Annotated in this window: 21 protein-coding genes and 1 pseudogene; 9 read left to right on the top strand and 13 right to left on the bottom strand. The window is 63.8% G+C overall.

Annotated elements, in window-relative coordinates:
- Nucleotides 1–209: 209 nt before the first annotated feature.
- From EET13_RS02520 to EET13_RS02495, 6 genes are all read right to left on the bottom strand, one after another.
- Complete coding sequence (locus EET13_RS02520) at nt 210–887, bottom strand: hypothetical protein (protein ID WP_244603731.1); 678 nt, start codon at nt 885–887, stop codon at nt 210–212.
- Nucleotides 888–969: 82 nt separating this feature from the next.
- Nucleotides 970–1,887 (bottom strand): HipA domain-containing protein, encoded by a 918-nt coding sequence (locus EET13_RS02515; RefSeq protein WP_211189012.1) that lies wholly within the window; start codon nt 1,885–1,887, stop codon nt 970–972.
- Between the two features lie 48 nt (nt 1,888–1,935).
- Complete coding sequence (locus tag EET13_RS02510; RefSeq protein ID WP_122440813.1) at nt 1,936–3,327, bottom strand: site-specific integrase; 1,392 nt, start codon at nt 3,325–3,327, stop codon at nt 1,936–1,938.
- Nucleotides 3,328–3,330: 3 nt separating this feature from the next.
- Nucleotides 3,331–3,624 (bottom strand): helix-turn-helix domain-containing protein, encoded by a 294-nt coding sequence (locus EET13_RS02505; protein ID WP_136623086.1) that lies wholly within the window; start codon nt 3,622–3,624, stop codon nt 3,331–3,333.
- A gap of 41 nt (nt 3,625–3,665) precedes the next feature.
- Nucleotides 3,666–4,373 (bottom strand): recombinase family protein, encoded by a 708-nt coding sequence (locus EET13_RS02500; RefSeq protein ID WP_122440811.1) that lies wholly within the window; start codon nt 4,371–4,373, stop codon nt 3,666–3,668.
- Nucleotides 4,370–4,612, bottom strand: coding sequence for a hypothetical protein (locus tag EET13_RS02495; protein WP_136623085.1), 243 nt, complete (start codon nt 4,610–4,612; stop codon nt 4,370–4,372). The genes EET13_RS02500 and EET13_RS02495 overlap by 4 nt, the downstream gene beginning before the upstream one ends.
- A gap of 803 nt (nt 4,613–5,415) precedes the next feature.
- Here EET13_RS02495 and EET13_RS30140 point away from each other — a divergent pair.
- Nucleotides 5,416–5,559, top strand: a complete 144-nt coding sequence (locus EET13_RS30140; RefSeq protein WP_168991217.1) for a hypothetical protein — start codon at nt 5,416–5,418, stop codon at nt 5,557–5,559.
- 6 nt (nt 5,560–5,565) lie between these two features.
- On the opposite strand, the gene EET13_RS02485 is transcribed toward EET13_RS30140, so the two are convergent.
- The 6 genes from EET13_RS02485 to EET13_RS02460 form a co-directional block, all read right to left on the bottom strand.
- Nucleotides 5,566–6,240 carry a hypothetical protein gene (locus tag EET13_RS02485; RefSeq protein ID WP_136623084.1) on the bottom strand — a complete coding sequence of 225 codons (675 nt, stop codon included), beginning with the start codon at nt 6,238–6,240 and terminating at the stop codon, nt 5,566–5,568.
- Nucleotides 6,237–8,558 carry a bifunctional DNA primase/polymerase gene (locus tag EET13_RS02480; protein ID WP_168991216.1) on the bottom strand — a complete coding sequence of 774 codons (2,322 nt, stop codon included), beginning with the start codon at nt 8,556–8,558 and terminating at the stop codon, nt 6,237–6,239. Before EET13_RS02480 ends, EET13_RS02485 begins: the two co-directional genes overlap by 4 nt.
- An 83-nt stretch (nt 8,559–8,641) precedes the next feature.
- On the bottom strand, nt 8,642–8,893 hold the full coding sequence (locus EET13_RS02475; RefSeq protein ID WP_122440806.1) for a hypothetical protein: 252 nt from the start codon (nt 8,891–8,893) through the stop codon (nt 8,642–8,644).
- Nucleotides 8,894–9,163: 270 nt separating this feature from the next.
- Nucleotides 9,164–9,625, bottom strand: coding sequence for a hypothetical protein (locus EET13_RS02470; RefSeq protein ID WP_211189011.1), 462 nt, complete (start codon nt 9,623–9,625; stop codon nt 9,164–9,166).
- 132 nt (nt 9,626–9,757) lie between these two features.
- Nucleotides 9,758–10,492, bottom strand: coding sequence for a hypothetical protein (locus tag EET13_RS02465; protein WP_122440804.1), 735 nt, complete (start codon nt 10,490–10,492; stop codon nt 9,758–9,760).
- Nucleotides 10,489–10,737 (bottom strand): hypothetical protein, encoded by a 249-nt coding sequence (locus EET13_RS02460; protein ID WP_136623082.1) that lies wholly within the window; start codon nt 10,735–10,737, stop codon nt 10,489–10,491. The genes EET13_RS02465 and EET13_RS02460 overlap by 4 nt, the downstream gene beginning before the upstream one ends.
- 209 nt (nt 10,738–10,946) lie before the next feature.
- Here EET13_RS02460 and EET13_RS02455 point away from each other — a divergent pair, with 209 nt between their 5' ends.
- On the top strand, nt 10,947–12,065 hold the full coding sequence (locus EET13_RS02455) for a hypothetical protein (protein ID WP_122440802.1): 1,119 nt from the start codon (nt 10,947–10,949) through the stop codon (nt 12,063–12,065).
- A gap of 12 nt (nt 12,066–12,077) precedes the next feature.
- The gene (locus EET13_RS02450) at nt 12,078–12,308 is read left to right on the top strand and encodes a hypothetical protein (protein WP_122440801.1); all 231 of its coding nucleotides are present in this window, start codon (nt 12,078–12,080) and stop codon (nt 12,306–12,308) included.
- Nucleotides 12,309–12,486: 178 nt separating this feature from the next.
- On the opposite strand, the gene EET13_RS02445 is transcribed toward EET13_RS02450, so the two are convergent.
- Nucleotides 12,487–13,113, bottom strand: a complete 627-nt coding sequence (locus EET13_RS02445; protein ID WP_122440800.1) for a hypothetical protein — start codon at nt 13,111–13,113, stop codon at nt 12,487–12,489.
- A gap of 519 nt (nt 13,114–13,632) precedes the next feature.
- Here EET13_RS02445 and EET13_RS02440 point away from each other — a divergent pair.
- From EET13_RS02440 to EET13_RS02410, 6 genes and pseudogenes are all read left to right on the top strand, one after another.
- A complete protein-coding gene (locus EET13_RS02440; RefSeq protein ID WP_168991218.1) occupies nt 13,633–13,809 on the top strand; it encodes a type II toxin -antitoxin system TacA 1-like antitoxin in 177 nt (58 codons plus the stop codon).
- Nucleotides 13,810–13,840: 31 nt separating this feature from the next.
- Nucleotides 13,841–14,368: pseudogene (locus EET13_RS32535) on the top strand (GNAT family N-acetyltransferase).
- A 218-nt stretch (nt 14,369–14,586) separates the two neighbouring features.
- Nucleotides 14,587–16,323, top strand: a complete 1,737-nt coding sequence (locus tag EET13_RS02430; protein WP_168991215.1) for a YncE family protein — start codon at nt 14,587–14,589, stop codon at nt 16,321–16,323.
- A gap of 154 nt (nt 16,324–16,477) precedes the next feature.
- Entirely contained in the window at nt 16,478–17,578 is a 1,101-nt protein-coding gene (locus EET13_RS02425) for a ferritin-like domain-containing protein (protein WP_122440798.1), read from the top strand.
- Between the two features lie 80 nt (nt 17,579–17,658).
- Nucleotides 17,659–18,990 (top strand): adenylate/guanylate cyclase domain-containing protein, encoded by a 1,332-nt coding sequence (locus EET13_RS02420; RefSeq protein ID WP_122440797.1) that lies wholly within the window; start codon nt 17,659–17,661, stop codon nt 18,988–18,990.
- 1,062 nt (nt 18,991–20,052) lie between these two features.
- Complete coding sequence (locus EET13_RS02410) at nt 20,053–20,484, top strand: lipoprotein LpqH (protein WP_136623081.1); 432 nt, start codon at nt 20,053–20,055, stop codon at nt 20,482–20,484.
- Nucleotides 20,485–20,574 lie beyond the last annotated feature (90 nt).

Genomic DNA, 20,574 nt, shown 5'->3' with positions numbered 1-20,574 from the left:
CGCTAACGAGTACCCCGCTTGTACCCCGGACGGCGGTGCGAGCGGTAGGCCTGGGGATGTATTGATCTTGATTCGTTAGACCCCAGCCTCAAGCCAACTGGCGAGGCTGGGGCCATTCGACTAGAGCACAGGCCGTGGATGGCCATCTCCAACGCTGGTGCCGAAGCCGTTTGTTTCACCGGCCGCATCGGAGTGCACTGGAAGTAAGTCTAACTGACGGCGTGGTGACAACGTCGCGGCCACACGCCGCCATCCAAGACCGACGTACCGGGCCTCAAGTGACCCGAGAGCCTGACCAGTAAGCGCGCATGCGTAGGCGCATCGCGGTTGTTCTGCAGCAGCTGAACCGTGCCACCTGATTCGCGGAGAAGCCGCGCGTAATCGACAAGCAAATCTGGGACCCACCCGATAGGCTCCCCCGCGCAGGTCTGAAGCAATAACGCCTTCGGGTTCGCCTCATTGCCGAGGTCGTCACCTAGCTGCAACTTATCGCCAGGCTGCAAGGAGGCCGCCGCAGCTTCTGTGCCGTGCTCTCTCAACGCGTAACGGACCCCCCGAGCGAGAAATACGCTCTCGGTCTCGCCGTCAGGAGACACAGCCGGTGCTTCAACGAGCTGGACGCTGTCGGCCTTATTACTGCCGCCGCTGCGACTCAGGATGTCGAGCGTGGAAGCCAAGGGCGTGAGTCCGAGCCAGCTTGCATACTCGACAAAGTCAGGCCGTTTGCGATCCATGATGCGCAGTTCGAAGAAGGGCCAGAGCCGCTTCGCCCTGTAGACGCCCTTTAGGTCTGGGAATCCAACGAAAGGACGGAAGCCGTCGACATCTCCAGCACCGGCAAGATACTGAAATTGATACTCCGTACCCAGATCGTCCAGCACAGCCACGGGCGATATCCGCCGCATGAGTCGATTACGCCATGTGATAGCGAAACGTCGCGCTGGGCGTATCGCGTCTGCAATGTGAGTCTCAGCTGAGGACATCAAGCAATCTCCCTCGGTTAACCATAACCAACTCGACAGTGAAGCGTCGGGCTATGTCGGTTAGATCCGGTGCGGCCGCGACCACGTCACTAACGGAACCACACCCCACCGACAAGACGCGGTCACGCCAGTACTCGCGCGTCTCGTTAGGACACAAGTCCAGCGCAGATTGAGCCAGTTCAAGGAGGGTTTGGCACGACTCCCCTTTGCTCCGCTCAAAGCGAGTCGCACGTGCCTTGCTGGCCCATTCGGCTACCGAGCCCCCTCTACTTCCCGTGAGGTACTCCTCGCGCTTCTCGTCGGAAAGCTGGAAGCCCAAGCTTGCAGCATGGTCGTAAGACGGGCACAGGGCCTTCTTCTGCGGCTCGTCTGACGGCGGGAAGATCACTGCCCAATTGCGATCATGCCGATCGCAGTGCGCCAGTAGCGTATCGAGCAGCAAATACCCGGAGAACACATCGAAAGCGTTGAAATTCATCGTTGGCTCGAAATCTGGCGGCGCGGCAAACCCGTCCAGCGCACGGCAGACGTTCTGTACGTTGTATCCGGGGTGATTCCGGTCAGTGGGGTCGTAGTCCGATAGGACTTCCGTCATCAACACTTGGCCCAGTTGCAACTCCCACCGATGCCCCCGGGCATCCTCGACCAACGCGCCTCGTTGACCTCCGAGCACGGCTAGTTCCACCCGCGCCGCGGGAACACCCATGAGGGCAGCAATCTCTGAACCGAGCTTTTCGACCACATCTTCTTGGGCGGCGTGGTGACGCTCGGGTCGAGCGGGTTTGAAGAGCCATGTTCGCTCACGCGTTTCGTGCCTGTACCAGTAGAGTTCATGCTGACCCTGGGTTTCAACGCCAGCAAGCGCCCAGTCGTCAATCGATACGACTGACCACTCGTCAACCATGCACGCATTCTGCCTGCAAGTCCGGGTAAGTTCGAGCCCCGGACCGCGCTAGCCATGGAGCTGAATCACGTTGTCGCCGTACCGCCGCCCTGGTTGCGCGGCCAACGCTCCTAGCGCGGCCATCTCGTCGTCGTGGTCGGCCTTCGCGTAGAGGTGCGTGTAGACGAGTTCGGTCGTCGTCGGGTTCGCGTGGCCCATCCACTCGGCCACCTGCCGCACCGAAATACTGGGGACCGCCGCGCAGAGACTCGCGTAGGTGTGTCGGAGCGAGTGGAACCGCAACCCCGCTGGGAGTACCGCGTTGCCCGCCGTCCGATTGGCGCGCAGCACAGCGGGCCGGAACACGGCCTTGTAGAAGCTCGCGTGGCGTAGCGGCTGGGTCCAGTCCAGCACCAATCGCTTCTCCGCGTCCTCCACGGTGACTTCGGCGAGGGCGTCGGCCTGCCGTCGAGCGCGGTCCTTCGCCGACGCGCTCGGTGCTGCGTCTTCCACACCCGTAGTCGCCCCTCCTGGTGCGGCGGTGTCGGCCCGCACTCCGGTAGGCCGGGGCCGCGTCAGCGACATACCGGGGAACAGGGGCGCGCCAGCCTCTTGCCGACGCGGGTGCTCGGTGACGTAATCCCGGACCAGACTTGCGGTCGGCCCCGGTACCGGCACGACTCGTATTGAGCCGTCCGTCTTGGTGAGCCCGTGTGCGGCAGCAGTCCGCTCCACGTGGATCTTCATGCCGCCGTTGGAAGAGACCTCGATGTCTTGGATTTGCAGCCCGCCGAGTTCCGCAGCGCGCAGACCCGACCACGCCGCCAGGTTCACCATGACGTTGTACGGCCAAGGCGTCGCCTCAACGAGCGCAGAAACCTGTGCAGCGGTGAGGAACTGCGCCCGGTCCACGACGCCCACCTTCGCGCCTTTTGCGCCGCGCTCCTTCGGTAGCTTCACGTACTCGGCGGGGCTCTTCGCCAGCCGGCCATCCACGACCGCCTGCTCCAAGACCATGCGGACGGTCCAGAACGCGTGCCGCACGGTCGACGGCTTCTTGCCCGCCTCCGTGAGGCGGTTGACCCACGCCTGGATGTACTCGCGGGTGATCTTGTTCAGCGGGTAGCCGCCGAACACGGCGTCAATGCCCAGCGTCTTGCCGTCGCCGCGACGGGTTGCGGCCGGGGCGAGAGCGTAGCGGTGGTTCTCGGCGTTGTTGCGGGTGTCTGCCTTGCGGGACTCCAACCAGATCGCCGCCGCGTCGCGGAACAGCATCTTGCCCTTGGCCGGGTCGAACACGATCCCCTGCGCTGCTGCGCTCTCGGCGTTGCGGCCGTAATCTGCCGCAGCCTTCTTGTTGGCGAACCCGCCCTTGCTGTGGTCGGTGCCATCCGGGTCGCGCCACTTCGCCACGTACCTTGGTGCGCCGCTGGCTGTTATGCGCTTCTGTGTCCTTGCCATTGGTCAGTTCTCCTGTCTTGCAGTGGGTCCGGTGGTCACATGGGTGTCGCCGCTCAGAGCGGCGCTGATGGTCGATTGGGTGACGCCGTAGATGTAGGCGAGGTCGCCCTGGCTCCACTTGCCCGCTGCGTAGTCGGCGCGGATGGACCGCACGTCCTCGGCGGTGAGCTTCGGTCGCCGGTCGGGCCGCTTCGGTGTGGGTTCCTCCTGCGGCGGTGTGGGTTCCGGCACGCTCTCCGCGTCATCCGTGGGTTGCGGGCTCAGGGGCGGCAGCGGACGCAGGGGTGCGCTCGGCACTGTGTAGAGGTGGCCCGTAGGTGAGCGCTTGACAAGCGGCCTCACGCGGCGGTGCCCTCTTTGGTCGCGCGGTTGAGTATTCGTGCGACCGTGGGCGAACTCCACCGACCCCCGCGCTTGGTCGGGTGGCTCTCCTCAGCGAGCACGCGGGCGATTTCGCGGGTGGAGTAACCCACGGCCTGTAGCTCGCGCATGCGGGCCAACGCGGCCTGCTCGGCGGGCTCTGGGACGAGCGCACCCTTGACCGTGCGATAGCCGTAGGGCAGCGCGCCGTGTGCGTAACCGCCACGTGCCGCCTTGGCAGCGCGGCCTGCTGCGAGCCGATCCACGGTCATCTCGCGGTCGTACTCGGAGATGGCACCCATGATGACGCGAACCAGCTTGCGCGACGGGTCGTTTGACTCACCGTTGAGCATCTCGTTCTCGTTCTCGCGGGTCGACAGCACGACGCCACCGAGGTCGGACAGCTTGCGTAGCAACAACTCCTGCACCATGACGTCGCGGGCAAGCCGATCGAGCCGCGCAACCACGATGCCCGCTGCCTTCCCGGCCTTCACCAGGGCTGCGGCCTTGCACCAGCCCACGCGGTTGCGTAGCTCCGACGCGCCGCTAATCGTGTCCTCCTGCCACGCCACGATCTTGTGGCCGGCTGACTTCGCCCACTTGGTGATGGCGGCGCGCTGGATGGTCGGCCCGAACGCCTCCTGTTGGTGGGCCGACGAGACACGCACATACGCAACAAGTCTCATGCTTCGGGCTCCAAGTCGGCATCGGGGAACGCGACCGCCTCCCCCAGGTGGTCTAGGCGAATGTTGTTGCGGGCGTGCCGGTCTCCGAATACGTCGAGCACGGTGCCGGTCGTGCCGATCAGCGGCTTGCCGTACCAGTCGAGTGCGTCGGGGTGGTTCGGGTCGGTAATCGGTGCGTGGCCCGCCGCTGGCGTCACCGAGATCACGCGTACGCGGTCGCCGGGGTGATATCTGCTCACTTCGGTTCCTCTCGTCGGGGACAGGCCACCTGGGGCGACCAGCTACGCCGCGTTGTCCCTAGATAGAGCGGCGCTGCTACCCCGTTTCTACGCCAGCGACCTGCGGTTTAGCTACACGACGTAGTGCTTTCACCTGCGCTTACGTCGCGCTTGGCTAACTCGGCTTGCTCGGTTCGCTGCTGCGACCTCTGCCGCAGCTTGTTCGAGCGGCACTAGCTGGCCCCTAGCGGATTGCGCGGCGGCGTCAGCGTCCTCGGCCCACGACGGGCGCGAACGGCCAGGAGACGGCGACTCGGGTGTGTCTTCGACAACTTCCGCGTCGATTACGTCGGCGGTATCGCGTTCGGGTGGGCTATGGAGCGCGCGTGGCGGGTCCGCCGGGGCGGTGTCGCCGCGTTTCATGGCTTCCCATTGGGCCTTGGTCGTGTGCGCAACGTCGCCAAGTAGTTCCTCGTACGCGGGCTTGACCTCAACGGCCACTTCTGTCTTGGCCCCCATGCCCGCCCGGTCGAGTGCATCCCGAATCGCTGTTAGCGCAACATTGTCGGCGACATCGCCATCGAGTGCGAACTTCAAAAGCCGCTGCACAAGAACATCGGCGGCTTGGTCGAGTCGGCGTCGCGCCGCCGCCTTCACTTGTGGGGCTGAGCCGCCGTGTACCGGGCAGACGTTCGCGCCGCGTGCTGCTGGTCGTCGGCATTGATCGCCGGTCCGTTGGCTCCTTGCGGAGCACTTACCGTCGAATCCCATCAATTTAAGGTCGGCGCGTTCAGAGGTCGGCATCTCGGTTCTCCTGTCTTAGTTTGGTTTTCATCAACGCTCTCCCGGCCGCCAACGTGCTTCCGGTGGCCAAGGCTCTCTGCGCGGGTTCCGCCGGGGGCGCGTGGGATGTCCCCGTCGTGTTCGTGGTGTCGGTCGCCACCAATATGGCGGCTCAATCGGCGTGAATACGTTCATCGCGCACCGCAATTCGGGCATGGCTCACCAACGTCCTTCATCGACGCTGAGCCGTCGGTTTCGCATGCTGTGCACAATTCAAACGGCGGTGCTGGCGGGTCCGTCAACTCAAGAACCGGCAGAGCGTAGATCGCGTACAGACACGCCCGGTAAGCGCTCGCTGACTCCTGCGTGTCCTCATCACGCGCGACCGGCTCAACCTGCTTCCGACGTATTGTCAACCTTCGCAGAGACGATGCCCCAAACTCGTCTTCTGGCGTGTAGACGAGCGCCCTTGCAAGTACGTCCTCATCACCGGTGAGCCGATTGCAGTTCGGATGTATCCGCGCAAGCAGCACCGACTTCGCAACGCGACCGAAGCCCACGCCGCTGATGTACTCGGGCCACACCGAACTTAGGGCCGCAAAGTCCCTTAAGGTCAGCACCTTTGGCAGCATGGTGTCTTGATACATTTTGCACTCCTTGTCCCGTTGTTCCTTGTGTTCCAGTTCCCGCGTCTGCGCCGAGTTCGTCTCGTTCGTTACCTCCGCGCCGGGGTGACCGCGCGACCGCGCGACTGCGCCCTGCGCCCCTACGGGGACGGCGCAGTCGGCGCAGTCACCGGCGTAGTCGCTCGCAACCGCGCCGTCCGCGCGGTTCGGCGCAGTCATCGGCGCAGTCGGCGCAGTCACGTTTCCTCCCCGTCCGAGAGGTCGCTCAGCTTGCGTTTCCAGCCCTCCACACCTGCTGCTGCGGGCTCCGAATAGTTGTCGGACAGCGGGTCCTCAATTTGTCGGTAAGGCTTCACGACAACGTGTATTTGGCTCTCTCGCGCACCCGCTTCCGTTTTTGCAAACCCCTCCTCGACCAACACCTTGATTGCGTCGCGCCAGCGCTGTCGATGCGCTGTCTTGCCTTGTGCTTTCCGCTCCTCGCACATCGCGGCGACGATCTTGTTGCTTGTCCGCTCGGCGGGGTTGTCGGTCTCCTCCAAGTACCGACTCACCTGCTCCATGAACCACGTTGGGCGGAATGCCTTCTTGCCCGGTTTCGAGCGCGACTCATCGGTCTCAGTCGACTTCCCAGCGTTGCTCGGCGCGTCCAGGGACCAACCGGTGTGTTCGGGGTCGGTCGAATCTAGGTAGAGGTCCGCGACATGTTGTGTGCGGTCGGTCTTGCGCCACCGACCGCCAAGACCTCGCACCAACCCCGGTCGGTCCTTGCCGACCCGCACGCTCGCGCGGCCCGCCTGCCCGGCAGCGAACGGCTGCTCCATCTCCACCAGGTATGCGGCACCGCTGAGCCCCGCCATCTTGTGTTGGCCGCCAAGCGCGAACCGGCCCCGGTTGTCGGTGTCCTTGGTGACGTGATCGACGCACACGACCGCTGCGCCGGTCTGTCGGGCAATTGCTTTCGGTAAGGCCCGTTGCCACCTGGCCACGTCGTCGTTGTCCTTCGTGGACAGGCCGAACACGCCCATCGAGTCGGTCACGCCGTCGATCACGGCCAGGGTGTAGCTCCGACCCAGCAGCGCATCAAACGCTGCGCGTTCGGCATCGGTACTTGGTGCTTCCTCAGGGTGGACGTAAACGAACATTGTTGGGTCGTCAACAACCTCGGGCGGTACGCCAAGCAGTATTAGGCGCTGCGCGACTGGGCCGCCCTCATCCTCGAAGTCGATGTACAGCACCGGGTTGCCCGCTATTAGCTGCTCTGCCGTCGCACACTGCACCAGCCAGGACTTGCCCGACTCCGATTCACCGTGCACCGAATGCGTCTTGCCGGGGTAGAACAGGCACTCACCGTCCGAACGCGCGAGAACTGTTGGAGGCGCAGCACCTACCCCGCGCCGCGCTTTACCGATGTCGACAGGTGCCCATGACGGCAAGGCATCATCGTCGTCCTCGCCAACAGCCGGCCAGAGCGTGTCCTCGTGCCACATCCCACCCGGCGCCATGGCATTCAGTGCGACCCCAAGCAGCGCCAGCTCCTCCGCGGGCACCGCTGCGGCCAACTGCGCACCGTTGGTCTCCATGCGGTCGAACTCACTGACCGCGATATCGCGGCTGCCACGTTCGGCGCTATCCCACACGGCCTCAACAAAATCTGAGCGCAGCGCCTTGATCGCGGTTCGTGTACCTGCGAGGCCGCTCGCGCCGTACTTCACCAAGTCGCGAACATGGTTCAGCGTCGCGTCGTGGCGGCTGCCGTTGAGGCCACTCAAGTCAGCGAGCGCCCGTGACATCAGGTCGCGGACTCCAACGTCCATTACGCCCTTGGGAAGTTCCTTGAGCAGCCTTCGCGCCGCTGCCGGATCGGCAAGCCCAGGGATCTCCAACCCGTTAGCGTCGCGCATGAGCTCCAACACGAGCGCGTCTGGAAGTTGCGCCAGATCGCTGGGGCGCGGCGGCACCGGTGATAGCTCGCCTTCCGACGCGTACCACTGTTCAGGGTTGCCGGTGTCGGGGTTGACCCCGGCGTTGACGTAGCGGTGGCCCGCGTGAACGAGGTCTACACCCGCCCCGAGGTTGCTCCGCCAGGTGAGGCCGGTCGGGACACGGTAGAACCGCTTCTCGCTGCCATCGGTTCTGTTGCGTAGCACCCACGTCGCTGGGAATCGCACCCCTGCGCGGCCCTCAACCTCGGCAACGACTTCCAAGGCTCGACCAGCGGGCCGCTTCTTCTTCGCGTAGTTGTCGATGTCGACGCAAATCAACCCGTCTACGAGGTAGAGCGCCGGGTTTCCGTCCGGGCGTTCGCATCGCCACTGTGCGATGTGTGCAGCGGTCGGAAGCTGTGCCGCCTTGCCGGTGAATCCCTCTGGCGGTGGCCATTTCTGGCCGGGCGGCAAAGGCAACACCGACAGCCAACCGCGCTCTGCATAGACCTCTGCAACGTCCGCGTAGCCTCCGATGTAGTTGGGCCGCAGCCGTTCCTGTTCAGTGTGTTCGGCGGGCGGGTGCTTGGCGGGTATAGTCACCTTCAGCCTTTCGTGTTTGTCGGCACTCACAAGGGTTATGTGGTCCTCGTCCGTCCACAGGTTGTTGGTTCGCCCCCGGTTGCGCCCGCCAGGTCGCCGGGGGTGAACTGCATTTACGGCTGTGCTGCATGACTTTCGGCCGCATAGTTCCGCGTGGGTGCGGTCTCCGGTTGCTTGCGCGACTTCAACCATTCGAGCCCATCGCGCTTGCTGAAGAAGTTTCCGTTGCCCAGCCGGGTCGGGATGATTTCGCGCCGAAGCACAGCCCACTTGATTGTGCGGCGCGTGACGGGGATTACCTCGTCATAGTGCAGCCACTCCCACAACTCGGTCTCGGTCATGGTCGGCTTCTCGTCGTCGTCCATCTTGGTTCCTCTTAGCTATTGGCGCGCAACAAAACCGGCGCGCATCGAAAACTCGCCCTCTCGGTCATGAGGGTTTGCTTTCGACGCACGCCGGTACAAGTTGGTTTAGCGCGTCGCTAGGGGTGCCGTAGACGCTGTATGTCGGTCTGTGTGTCCCCGTCGAGACGATGGATTCAGTTGTAAGTACCTAGAGCGTACTCCACCCGATACACACTCGCCGCGAACGTGTTTCGTGCGTATGGCAAGCGAATGCGCCAGCGGCGGAACGGGTTACGCGGTGACCTGGTTGCGGTAATGCACATCCACTCCTGCGCGATGCTGCAACACGTACTTCAACGTGTCCATCGCCTGCTCTGGAAACGACGGTGTCGCCGTGAAGTGGTCGACGTTGATGGTGTGCCCGTCAGCGGATTGCGTCACCCACCAGAGGTCGGCATGAGCGTCAGAGTCACAGCAGCGCTCAAACCACCGGATGACGGTCGAACCGTCCTCCCGAGCCAATACCTCGGGGCGCTCCGCGTCCTCCGGGATTGCCAGGAGGCCCGTAGCGAGCGCCGGGTTATCGCGCATCGCCTTCACTGCGGCCTGCATGGCCACCATCTCGTCTGCCGTCGTCGTCATCATGCTGTTGGCCTCCTCGGGCGTCACGCCGCAAGCCGTTCTTGCGGGCGTCCACTCCCAGTTGAAGGGGTCCGCATCCTCGTTAACTCGGTTAAGCAATGGCCAGGTCAAGCGCATTTTGCGCATCGACACGCCGACGACACGCCGCTGTTTTACATCGATGTTACAAAGTGACTCGGGTCACACTTCTTGGGTTGCCAAGGCCCGGTCTGCGGCGACTATCGCCCGGTGCTCGGCATTGGCCTACGCGCTGCGAGGGGCACACGGACAGGTGCGCCTACGCCCAGGCGCGCCGGGGTTCACATCGGGTTCGGGGTTGGGCAGGATCACCGCGCCAGGCGGGAGGTCGGCGCGGGCCTGCACGACGGCGGTCTTATAAGAGTTGGCGGCGATCTGGCCCGCCAAGTCCTCGCACGCTCGGCACATGCGGAACAAGAGCCGCAGCGTTCCCCGGCTTACCGGCATCGTCCGCGTCGGCCCCGCGCACGCCTTCGCCAGGTGCACCGAACACGCCCGGTCACAGTCGCCCGTGCAGCCGTACCGAACGCAATCGAAGTAGTCCGGCAGCCGGTTTGCGTACATGGCGGCGAAGTAGTCGACAGGCCTGCTGTCACGGTTCGGGTTGTCGCGCCAGCGGTCCCGGATCACGTCGACATGGTTCGTCCCCACAGGCCACACCCGAACTACGCCTTGCTCATGCAGGGCATGGGGATTCCAGCCGGTGTCATGCGTGTCGAAGTGCAGATCACCGTCCTCGCCTGAGCGGTCGGCGAACTCGGCAGCAGCCTCGTCGGCCTTGGCCGCCAGTTCGGGCACCCGCGCCGGGTCGAACAGGATGGCCGCGACCTCGCTCGCTTCGGCCCAGACTTTCGCGGTCAGTTCGTCGGCCCGGTCGATAGCTCGCACCTGCGTGTTGGCCTTCGGGTCCATCGGGTCCAGGTTGTCCTCTGGACGCCAGCGGAATGCGTCGGCGCTCATAATACGACCTCCGAGAACTTCAACGCCCACTGAAAGAGTCCGCGAGTTGAAAAGTAGTGCACCTCGCCCTTCTTCACACTGGGCATCTCACCTTTGGCGACGGCGGCACGAACGTAGTTAAGCCGTAGCGGCAGGCCCAGTTCGTCGCAGAGCCAGCGGTGGGCCGCTTCCCGGCCTTTGATCGTGAGTAGGTCCGACAACGCCACCCCTTGTGGCGGTTGGTGGACAACTTGGGGTTTGGCCATCTTTCCTCCAATGCATCGCATTAAACTGGCGTCGCCGTATCGACAAGCCCGCAGCGGGTTTCGCCTGCTCGCTACGCTACGCCAGGAACCGCCATGAGCCGCCACGCTTCACCTGTGTATAGCCCAATCTGCGTGTTAGCCGCAGCGCCGCAACAGTTCTCAGGCGTACGGTCGGGAGTTACTGCGAATACACGGATTGGAATTGCGCAATGGCATTCAACAGGAGCGGCACACAGACCCACGGGGACGTGATCGTCAACAAGACCGCGGATGGTGTTGACCTCAACGACATTTGGAACGAACTGACTGACGCGATTGGTGAGTACAACAAGCACAGGTCGGCTATCGCCTCGTTGCTGACCTACCGAACCACCGAGGTCGCCGACGCGATCGCACAGGACGTCACAGCAGAAGTATTCGAGGAGGCAACGGAATTCGGCGCTCCACGTGGCATCAGTGATCCGAGTTACCTCAAGGTAGCTTTTGATTTCCGCGACTGGGATTTGGGTCTGCGTGCTTCGTGGCGTTACCTTCGGGATGCCACCGCCGAGCAGATCGAAAACCGGATGACCCGCGCCTTGGAGGCCGACAACCGCCTGGTGACGGGCGCTGTGCTGGAACGGCTTTTCTCGAACGTCGTTCGCACCAACGACTTCGGACTAAACGTGTACGGGCTCTACAACGGTGACGGCACCAAGCCGCCTTCCCACATGGGGCGCGACTTCCTCGGAACTCACACCCACATGCTGACGACCCAGAGCCTTACGCTGGACTCACTCGATCTCGAAAGTGGGATCACGCATTTGACCGAACACGGGCACGGGTCCACCCAGCGCGCCAAGTTGATCCTGTTGATCCACCCCGACGATCTCACCGCGTCCAAGCTGACCACCTGGCGCGCAGGCGTCGAGTACGACACCGGCAAGACTCCGGCGTTTGACTTCATACCGAGTTCCAATGCGCCCGCACGCATTACCACCGAGCGCGTGGAGGGCGCAGTTCCGCCACCGGAGTACCAGGGCCTGGACGTGACCGGCTCGTATGGGAAGGCGCTCATCGTGGAGTCCTACTTCATTCCCAAGGGCTGGTGCGCCATCGTCGCTACCGGTGGACCCAACTCCAACGACAACGTCATCGGATTTCGAGAGCACCGCGACAGTAGCTATTCCGGGCTCAGGCTGATTCCTGGCGTCGGGCCGTACCCGATCCAGGAGTCATTTCTGGTGCGTTCGTTCGGTACAGGTGTGCGGCACCGTGGTGCAGCCGTGGCGATACAAATCACCAACAACCCGGTTTACGCGCCGCCGACGATCATCGCGCATCGTTAAGGCTGGCTCGCAATGGGTTTCAAGAAGGGTTGGTACGGTGACCGCGCACACGCTCGCGGTGCCGAAGACACCGGTGCCAGCGAGTTCTCATGGGGGCCTGGGGAAGTACCGCCCGGCTGTGAGTACGCGACCCCAGCAGACGGCGGCGCATACCGGCCCAAGGCTCCCAGCATGGTGAACCGGCCGCGTAGGGCTCGCCGCAGCGAAGCGCGGGGCAACCCCGGCGACATCGTCGCCCAGTGAGCAGGCCGGTAGCGGGTGGCCCAGCAGCGCCCGTTACTGGCCCCTAGTCGGCCCGCCGTCAGCTACCGCGCCGCGTCCGACCGCCCAATGACCCCGGTGGTAGCGGTAGTGGTGCCAGCAGCGCGAAGCCGCTACCACCGGTCAACTTCCTAGGCAGACCCGGCGTATTGGCGCCGGGTCAACGCCACGCGCGAGGCCGCTGCGACGACGGAACAAATAGCTTGTCGATCCGCTCGACGCTGTCCGCTGACTTCCCAAGCACGACGAGGTAACTCTTAACGAAGTCCACGTCGTATCCCGCGTCGATCAGGATGTCGATGGGCGGGAAGTACTTGGCGGCAAAGAAGGGCTCGCGTTGCCGCGCATAGCCGTTGTATCCGGCGTCGTGCAGGTCCTGCAGTGCCTCTTCGATCTCGGGCGGCACGCCGGGGTGTCGCTCACCGGTCAGTGCATCGACAGCCTTAGTCGCCGCAGCCCACCCCACGACCTCACGCGGGTTCGGTGTAGCCACGCCGAGCAGTTGACCGGCAGCCAGGCGTATCCCCTTTTCCAGCAGCTTCAGCGGGGGATGCACGACCATCACAGGCCCGCCTGGCGCAGGTTTGTTTCCGCGTCCGCTGCCGATGTTCTTATTGGCGCTGTAGTTCTGGTGGTAGCTCTCGCGGCTCGCTGACATGTGTGGCAGCAGCAATGCCCGCCCAGCCCAGTTCGTGCCATTCTGGCGCAGGTATCTCTCGACCGCCGCAAATGCGTAGGCGAGGCCGCGTTCGCTGCCGTCAGCCCACACGTTGTCCTTCGGTTCCATGCGCAGGATTCTCCCAGCGGCCACCGACACAACTCGGCGTGTCAGTCGGCGTGTCAGCGGGCGTGTCTTTCCATACCCCGCCCGTACCCCCGACCTACCCCGTACTGCGTCCGTACCGAGAGCGAACCGTTGGCGTTCGGCAGACGTACTCCGATGCGCTGAACAGTGCAAACGCTGACAGCCACCACCCCGCCGACCAGCGGCTATCGCTCACCTGTTCGGGCGTAGAAAGGGCTTCCCAAGCTGAATACGCGGGTTCGATTCCCGTCATCGGCTCCACACCGTCATCGGCTCCACAGAGCCGCAATTCAGCGACACTAGGTGCGCACCCTTGCCACTGGTGATGGCCGTTCTAGAGCGTTTGACCGTTGCGCAGCGGTGTTCATTGCGGAAATAGTTTGCTAGCCGTCGACCCCGTGCCGCGGTCATGGTCGACGTGTACGCCGATCGGGCACACGCTCAATGCACGGCCACGAAATCTGAGCGTTTCGCGGTGCGCCTGGCCCCAAGCAGGACGCACTGATCCGCCATGCCGCCGAGGTCGAAGGGCTCGGCCCCTCGAGCTTCACCCTCGCGCACGCCCGCGGCGTACTCGCTGACCGCCGCCGTGTCGTCGTCGACGACGCCGCATGGACCGCATTCAACGCCCTGCTCGATCGGCCCGTCCAGTTCAAGGAAGCGCTGGCGAAGATGTAGCCGCCAAGGCGTCCCTCATTGAACGGGACGCATGACCGGCTACAGCTCCACCGACCGATCAACGAAGTTGACGACGCCGCCACGTTCGACAGCGGCGAGCCCACCCTCGATGACTAGCTCCGCAAACGCGTGCTGCCCAACCGCGTCAAAGGTGCATCCCGCTGCTTCGTCACCTGCCGAGAGAGCCGCATCGTCGGTTACCACGCACTCTCGACCGGGCGGTGTCGAACGCTGATTGCACCGGCAAGTTCCGCCGCAACATCCACGACCCGACACCGGTGATCCTGCTGTCGCGCCTCGCCATCGACCGGAAACACCAACGCCGCGGGTTCGGCGAGAACTTGCTCCGCTACGCCATTGCACGCAGCGTGCAAGTCGCCCAAGACATCGGCGTCCGCGCCATGCTCGTGCACGCACTGCACGACCAGGCGCGCAGCTTCTACACCCACTACCAGTTCGAATCGTCCCCACCGATCCGCTTCACCTGATGCTGCTCATCAAAGCCGCCAAGGCGATTGTGCCGGCCCAGCAGGTGTCGCGGACATCCCGAACCGATTGAACAGTGATCGAACATCTTGAGTGATCGACCGGGCGCCTAAGAAGTCTGCGGCCGCATAACCAGCTCCGCTGTCCGGATCACCGACGCCCGCCTAGCCACGCGTGGGGCCATTCGCTGCTGCTCAGGGGACTTTCGGCACTCGTTTGCGAGAGCCTTCGCGCCTTAGCTTGGCGCCAGGCTGTAGCAACAGGAGTTGGTCCGATGAACAACCCATGCCGATGACCACACCATCACCCGCACCGCCACCGCCGGGCCGGTATCCGGATACGGAATTCCTCATCAATCCGCCCGCCAGTTCGCCCGCGGCCAGCACAGGCATTCGGTCGGCGATCTCGCCGTTGCGTTGGATTGTCTGGGGTGCGCTGATCTGTCTCGTTGACCTCACCTACAGCCAGACGGTCAACGGTGTCGGATGGAGATTTGATTTCGCCAACGATGCGGTGGGGATGTTGATGATCCTGTGGGGGACATCCCAGCTGGCCAAGATTGGGGTCCACGATCGATACCGGTCGGCACTGCGGTTTGTGATCATCGCGGCGGTTTTCTCACTCCTGGATGCAATCCATGGCCATTTCATCTACGCCACGCCCGCGGCGGTTGCGCTGCTCTTCTCGTTGGTGGGCGTCGCATCGATGATCGCCACCGTGGTGTTTTGTGTGGCGATGCGCTGGCTGAGCGAAGAGGCGGGCGTTCAGCGATCGGCGAAGAGTTGGAAAGTCACCACCTGGCTGTTCGTGATCATTTATCTGATTCCGGTTGGGTCCCTTTCCTGCGCAGCAGCAGTTGCGACTGCCCTGGGATCGCCATTGCACATCGATGTGGGGCCGGCCGCTTTGCTGCTCCTGCCGGTGTTCGGTGTCCCATTGATTCACTTTTACGTCTCCACAACGCGGATGAAGACTGACGCCCAACCGCCGAGCCCCGCAGCACTCCCGCAGCGACCACAACCCCGTCACGAATCCAACCGAACCACAAAACGCCGATTGCTGCGGGTACTGGCCATCGCGGGCGCTCTTGCCGTCGCGGGGATGTTTGCCATGCTCTATTACCGCTCCCAGCCGGCGAACCCGGTCAAGGCCACCGTGCACGTCGGGCCCGGGCCATACGCGGTGGCGGTGGATCCGGGCACCCACACCGTCTACACCGCCAACTATGAAGACAGCACGGTGTCGGTCATCGACGGGAAGACGCGCACGGTCACCGCCACCGTGCCCGTCGGCAAGAAGCCGGTCAGTGTGGCGGTGGATCCGGGCACCCACACCGTCTATACCGCCAACCTGAACGATGCCACGGTGTCGGTGATCGACGGATCGACCAACACCGTGACCGCCACCCTGCGTGACCCTCGCGGCCGAGGCGCTAGGAGTGTGGCGGTCGATCCGGTCACCCACACCGTCTACGTCGCTAGTCTCCCCGGAAGGGTGTCGGTGTTCGACGGGAGAACGCACACGGTAACCACCAGGGTGGACGTCGGCTCCCGCGCGATAGGGGTCGCGGTGGATCCGGGCACCCACACCGTCTACGTCGCCAACCTCGAGGATCGCACGGTGTCGGTGATCGACGGATCGACCAACACCGTCACCGCCACGGTTAAGGTCCGCGGCGGCTTCAGCGACGTCAACCCGATCGCCGTGGATCCGAACACCCACACCGTCTACCTCGCCAACCTGGAGGATGACACGGTGTCGGTGATCGACGGATCGACGAATGCCGTCACCTCGACCGTGGTGGGCATCGCTCAGCCGAACGGGGTCGCGGTGGATCCGGGTACCCGGAAGGTCTTCGTCGTCACCAGAATGGACAAGATGTCGGTGATCGACGGATCGACCAACAAGGTCACCGCCACTTTTCCGGTTGGCTCGTGGCCAGGCGCGGTGGCGGTGGATCCGGGCACCCACACCGTCTACGTCGCCAACACCGCCGAGCACACGGTGTCAGTGATCGAAGATCCCTAGGGTTGCCACGAAGCGGCGGATCCGGCCAGAGATCATCCACCGCCGGCATCTCGCCCCGCGATCGCCAGACAGGGTTGACGCACGCTCCCGAACGCGGTGCAATGTGATATCGATCATATGACCACTGGTCACACCCGCAGAGAGGCGGCATCTCATGACCACCAGGGACAAGTACACGGACGTGCCCGACCCCTACTCATGGGAGGTCCCCAGCATCGGCGACGCGCGCTTCACCTGGGAGTACGACGACGGACGCGCCCGGCTGCTGTCCCTGTACCAGAAGGGAAAGGACAAGCAATGGGATGCCCAGTTGCGCATCGACTGGGCGCAAGACGTCGATCCCCACAACCCTGTCGGCCTGCCCGACGAGTTCCATCCGCTGTTCGGCAGCCCAATGTGGGACTCGGCGGATGACGCACGTCGCACCGAGATGCGCCAGCACTTCCAGGCCTGGCAGTTCTCGCAGTTCTTGCACGGCGAGCAGGGGGCGATGGTGTGCGCCGCGAAGATCGTCGAGGTCGTCCCGGACCTGGACGCAAAGTTCTACGCAGCCACCCAGACCATGGACGAGGCTCGGCACGTCGAGACGTTCTCGCGGTTCCTGCAGGACAAGGTCGGCCTGGTCTACCCGATCAACAAGCACCTGACGGCGTTGCTGGGCGACACCCTGCGCGACTCTCGCTGGGACATGCCCTACCTCGGCATGCAGGTCCTGATCGAAGGGCTCGCGCTCGCCGCCTTCGGGGTGCTGCGTGACATGGCGCCGCCGGACTCGCTGGCCAAGCAGTTGCTGGCCTACGTCATGCAGGACGAGGCCCGGCACGTCGCCTTCGGCCGGATCTCGTTGAAGGATTACTACTCCGCGCTGACCGAGGCCGAACGGGACGAACGCGAAGAGTTCGTCGTGGACGCTTGCTACCTGATGCGCGACCGCTTCCGCGGTGAGGAGGTTTTCGAGACCCTGGGCATGGACGTCCAAGAATGCGCCGCATGGGTCGAAAGGTCGCCGCTGATGATCCAGTTCCGCTCCCACCTGTTCAGCCGCATCGTGCCCATCGTCAAGGACATCGGGCTGTGGGGCGACAAGGTGCAGAAAGCCTTCCGGAACATGGGTGTTCACGATATGGCCGGCTTCGACATCGAGGCGCTGATCAAGGCCGACGAGGATCAGGCCGAGGCGCTGGAAAAGGCACACGCCGAGATGGCCAGCCGGGCACTCGAGGTTGACCAGGTAATTGCGGCGGGCGCGAGCTAACCCGATATCCGGTTTGACGACCGGGTAGCACCTGGTGTCTTGACGCAACGGTGACCGTCGGCTGATGCCAGGATGTTGACGTGACTGCGCCACTGCGCTACGCACGCAACGGGGACGTGCGGTTGGCCTACCGGGTATTCGGTGATACTGGCCCGTTTCTCATCTGGGTGTCCGGATGGGTATTGAGCAACGTCGACACGGTCGACGAACCCGGTGGTCCGTATGCGGAGTTCATCGACCTGGTTTCGCAGTCGACCCGGTTGATCGTGTGGGACAGACGGGGGACGGGCCTGTCGGACCCGTCGACCCAGCCGTTATCGCTGGACCAGCGGATCGACGATGTGCGGGCAATTCTGGACGCCGCCGGGGCCGGCCGGGCAGCATTCCTGGGCACCAGCGAGGGCGGCTCGGTCAGCGTGCTATTCGCCGCCACCCACCCGGAACGGGTTGCGTCCCTTGTTCTTTACGGCACTGCGGCGCGGTATTCCCAAGAGCTCCCCGACTTCCCGTGGGGGTTCACGCCCGCCGAGATCGAGTCGCAGCTCGACGAGATCGACGACCGTTGGGGAGAGGGCGCACTGGCCGATCTGTTCTACAGTGCGACGGCCGACACTTCCGGGGTGCGAGCAATGTTCGGCAAGCTCCAGCGCGCTATAGCCAGTCCGACAATGGCCAAACTGTGGTGGAAAGCCTTCATGGAGATCGACGTCCGCAGCGTCCTGGGCCTGGTGCGGGCACCGACCCTGGTTTTCGCCCGACCTGGCGATCGGTTGGTGCCCATCGAGGCGGCCGCGGCCCTGGCCGCCGCCATTCCGGAGGCGCATTTTCAGCCGCTGCCGCCGGGTCCCCACAGCCCCTTCGACATCATCGCCGACTTTGTGCCGTCGGTTGTGGAGTTCGTCTGCGAAAAGCCAAGCGAACGACCCGACGAGCGAATCCTGAAAGCCGTCATGTTCACCGACATCGTCGGCTCCACAGAACAACTCAGCGCCACCGGTGATGCCCACTGGCGTCATCAGCTCGATGCGCACGACAGGGCGGTCGACTGGCTATTGGCGAAGTACGGCGGTCACCGCGCCAAGCACACCGGAGACGGGATCTTCGCGCTCTTCGACGGGCCGACCAAGGCGGTTCGGTGCGCCTTGGATCTGGTCCCGACGCTGGCCACCCGCGGCATCCAGATCCGAGCCGGCGTCCACGTCGGTGAGTGCGAACGGCGCGGCGAGGAGTGGAGCGGCATGGCCGTGCACACCGGTGCCCGCGTCGGCGCGTTGGCGGGCGCAGGTGAAGTGCTGGCCAGCCGAACCGTCCGCGATCTTTCCGCCGGATCGGGCCTGACCTTCGAAAGCCTTGGGCCACAACGCCTCAAGGGCCTACCCGAGGCGGTCGAGGTGTACCGGGTCACCACCTAGCCCGTACACCGCTATGTTTACCGGCGCTGCTAACTCATGAGATTCACAATTGCGTTCTGCGTCAGCAGCGTGTTCGCCACCGAGGTACTACCGGCCATTCATGAGAACTCGCTAGGGCGCGAGCCGACGCCGGTGCACTTGAATGGCCACCCCGGGACGGGGGCTTGCCGGTGGCGATGTCCATGCCCTTCTTATACCGAATTTCCGGTATTACCTTCGCCGGGAACCACCAGAGTCCAATGTTATTGCGGTGCTTCGAAGGCCAAACGACGCGGTAGCTGCAGCGGCCCATCATTTTCCCAGTGCCTCCTTGGTTCTCGTGCACCTGATCCCGTACCGGACCAGCAACCAAACCGGGCAGCCCAACCATGTGGTGTGGCGTTCCCCTGGCCCTGGAATGATCAGCGCAGCAATGGGTATGACCGAGGGATGCTTATACGACGAATACTGCTTTTCGCTGGTGTGGTGGCATTGCTGGTGAGTTTGGTGGGGCTGCTGGCTCCGGTGTCAGTTTCCCCGGGATTGCACACGGTCGGGTGCGGAAGCGCCTTGGCCCCCGATCTCTCCGCTGCCAGAGACAGAGACGACCGAACCCCGGCCAATGTGCCGATGGGCGGCGAGGTTGTTGCGGACATCAATGACACAAGGCTGTGTCACATGGAGATCGAGGATCGACGGATCTGGACGATCAGCCTGGCCACTGCCGGAGCGCTTGCGGTCATCGTGGCAGTGGCAATGACAGCGTGGTTCAAACGCGCGCCACGACCATGACAACCTCGACGCTTCGAGCGCTCACCTGGCCCACGACGCGGTGGTCCGATCGACTCATTCGCAGGGCACCCCCTGCAGCGCCCGAGTCGTCAATCGTTGTCGAATTGATACCTACCGCGGGGTTTGGTCGAGATTTCCGTGGCTACGCCTGCGTGGAAAGCGGTCGCTCAATAAAGGCGGCGGCTCATGCATCGGCGTGCGCGGTCTGACCTGACCGGGAAATATCTGGCTGCGCCGCCGCATGCCGTGAGCAAACCGAGTGTCGTAGTCGCGGGAAAGGTTGGAACTGCGGTGCATAACCGAGTCGTCAACGCCACGGCGGCAGTATCGGTCATTGCCGCTGCCGTAGCCGGATGCTCGTCGGAATCCCACGCGGGGGTAGACGCCCGCACCATCAAAGTGCTCATCAACGGAAGCGACACTGGTCATCACCTGGTCGATTGCACACAGGTGCGCTGGCTTTGGACCTTGAAGACACTCACGGACGATCCCGGCGTCACCGTGCAGCTACAAACCGGAGGAGACGTTGTCGCAAAGTTGGTGCAAATCAACAACCTCGGCGGTTTCACCGGCACCTTCGGGCAAGACATTACCGGTGCGGCACACGCCAGCTTTCGGAATGGGACTTTCAAGGTGGTCGGTACCGCCGCTGGGTGGTATCACGATAAGCCCGGCGAAAGATCGAGTGTCGTTTGCCATGAGCTTGGGACCAGTGTGACCTGATTTTTGCCAGGGTGATGGGACCACCTGGATTGCCAGTTATGGGACCACCGGCGCGTTGCGTCGGTGGTCTCTTCGTTTGCCCGTTCGATC

Origin of the sequence: Mycobacterium attenuatum, assembly GCF_900566085.1 — a bacterium.
Taxonomy (GTDB): domain Bacteria; phylum Actinomycetota; class Actinomycetes; order Mycobacteriales; family Mycobacteriaceae; genus Mycobacterium; species Mycobacterium attenuatum.
This window is presented reverse-complemented; position numbering and strand designations above follow the sequence as displayed.

Bases quoted from the DNA above. Each gene is read 5' to 3' on its own strand.
- EET13_RS02430 (WP_168991215.1), top strand. From the start codon at position 14,587: ATGACCACACCATCACCCGCACCGCCACCGCCGGGCCGGTATCCGGAT.
- EET13_RS02425 (WP_122440798.1), top strand. From the start codon at position 16,478: ATGACCACCAGGGACAAGTACACGGACGTGCCCGACCCCTACTCATGG.
- EET13_RS02445 (WP_122440800.1), bottom strand. From the start codon at position 13,113: ATGGAACCGAAGGACAACGTGTGGGCTGACGGCAGCGAACGCGGCCTC.
- EET13_RS02465 (WP_122440804.1), bottom strand. From the start codon at position 10,492: ATGAGCGCCGACGCATTCCGCTGGCGTCCAGAGGACAACCTGGACCCG.
- EET13_RS02455 (WP_122440802.1), top strand. From the start codon at position 10,947: ATGGCATTCAACAGGAGCGGCACACAGACCCACGGGGACGTGATCGTC.
- EET13_RS02460 (WP_136623082.1), bottom strand. From the start codon at position 10,737: ATGGCCAAACCCCAAGTTGTCCACCAACCGCCACAAGGGGTGGCGTTG.
- EET13_RS02515 (WP_211189012.1), bottom strand. From the start codon at position 1,887: ATGGTTGACGAGTGGTCAGTCGTATCGATTGACGACTGGGCGCTTGCT.
- EET13_RS02510 (WP_122440813.1), bottom strand. From the start codon at position 3,327: ATGGCAAGGACACAGAAGCGCATAACAGCCAGCGGCGCACCAAGGTAC.
- EET13_RS02450 (WP_122440801.1), top strand. From the start codon at position 12,078: ATGGGTTTCAAGAAGGGTTGGTACGGTGACCGCGCACACGCTCGCGGT.
- EET13_RS02475 (WP_122440806.1), bottom strand. From the start codon at position 8,893: ATGGACGACGACGAGAAGCCGACCATGACCGAGACCGAGTTGTGGGAG.
- EET13_RS02500 (WP_122440811.1), bottom strand. From the start codon at position 4,373: ATGAGACTTGTTGCGTATGTGCGTGTCTCGTCGGCCCACCAACAGGAG.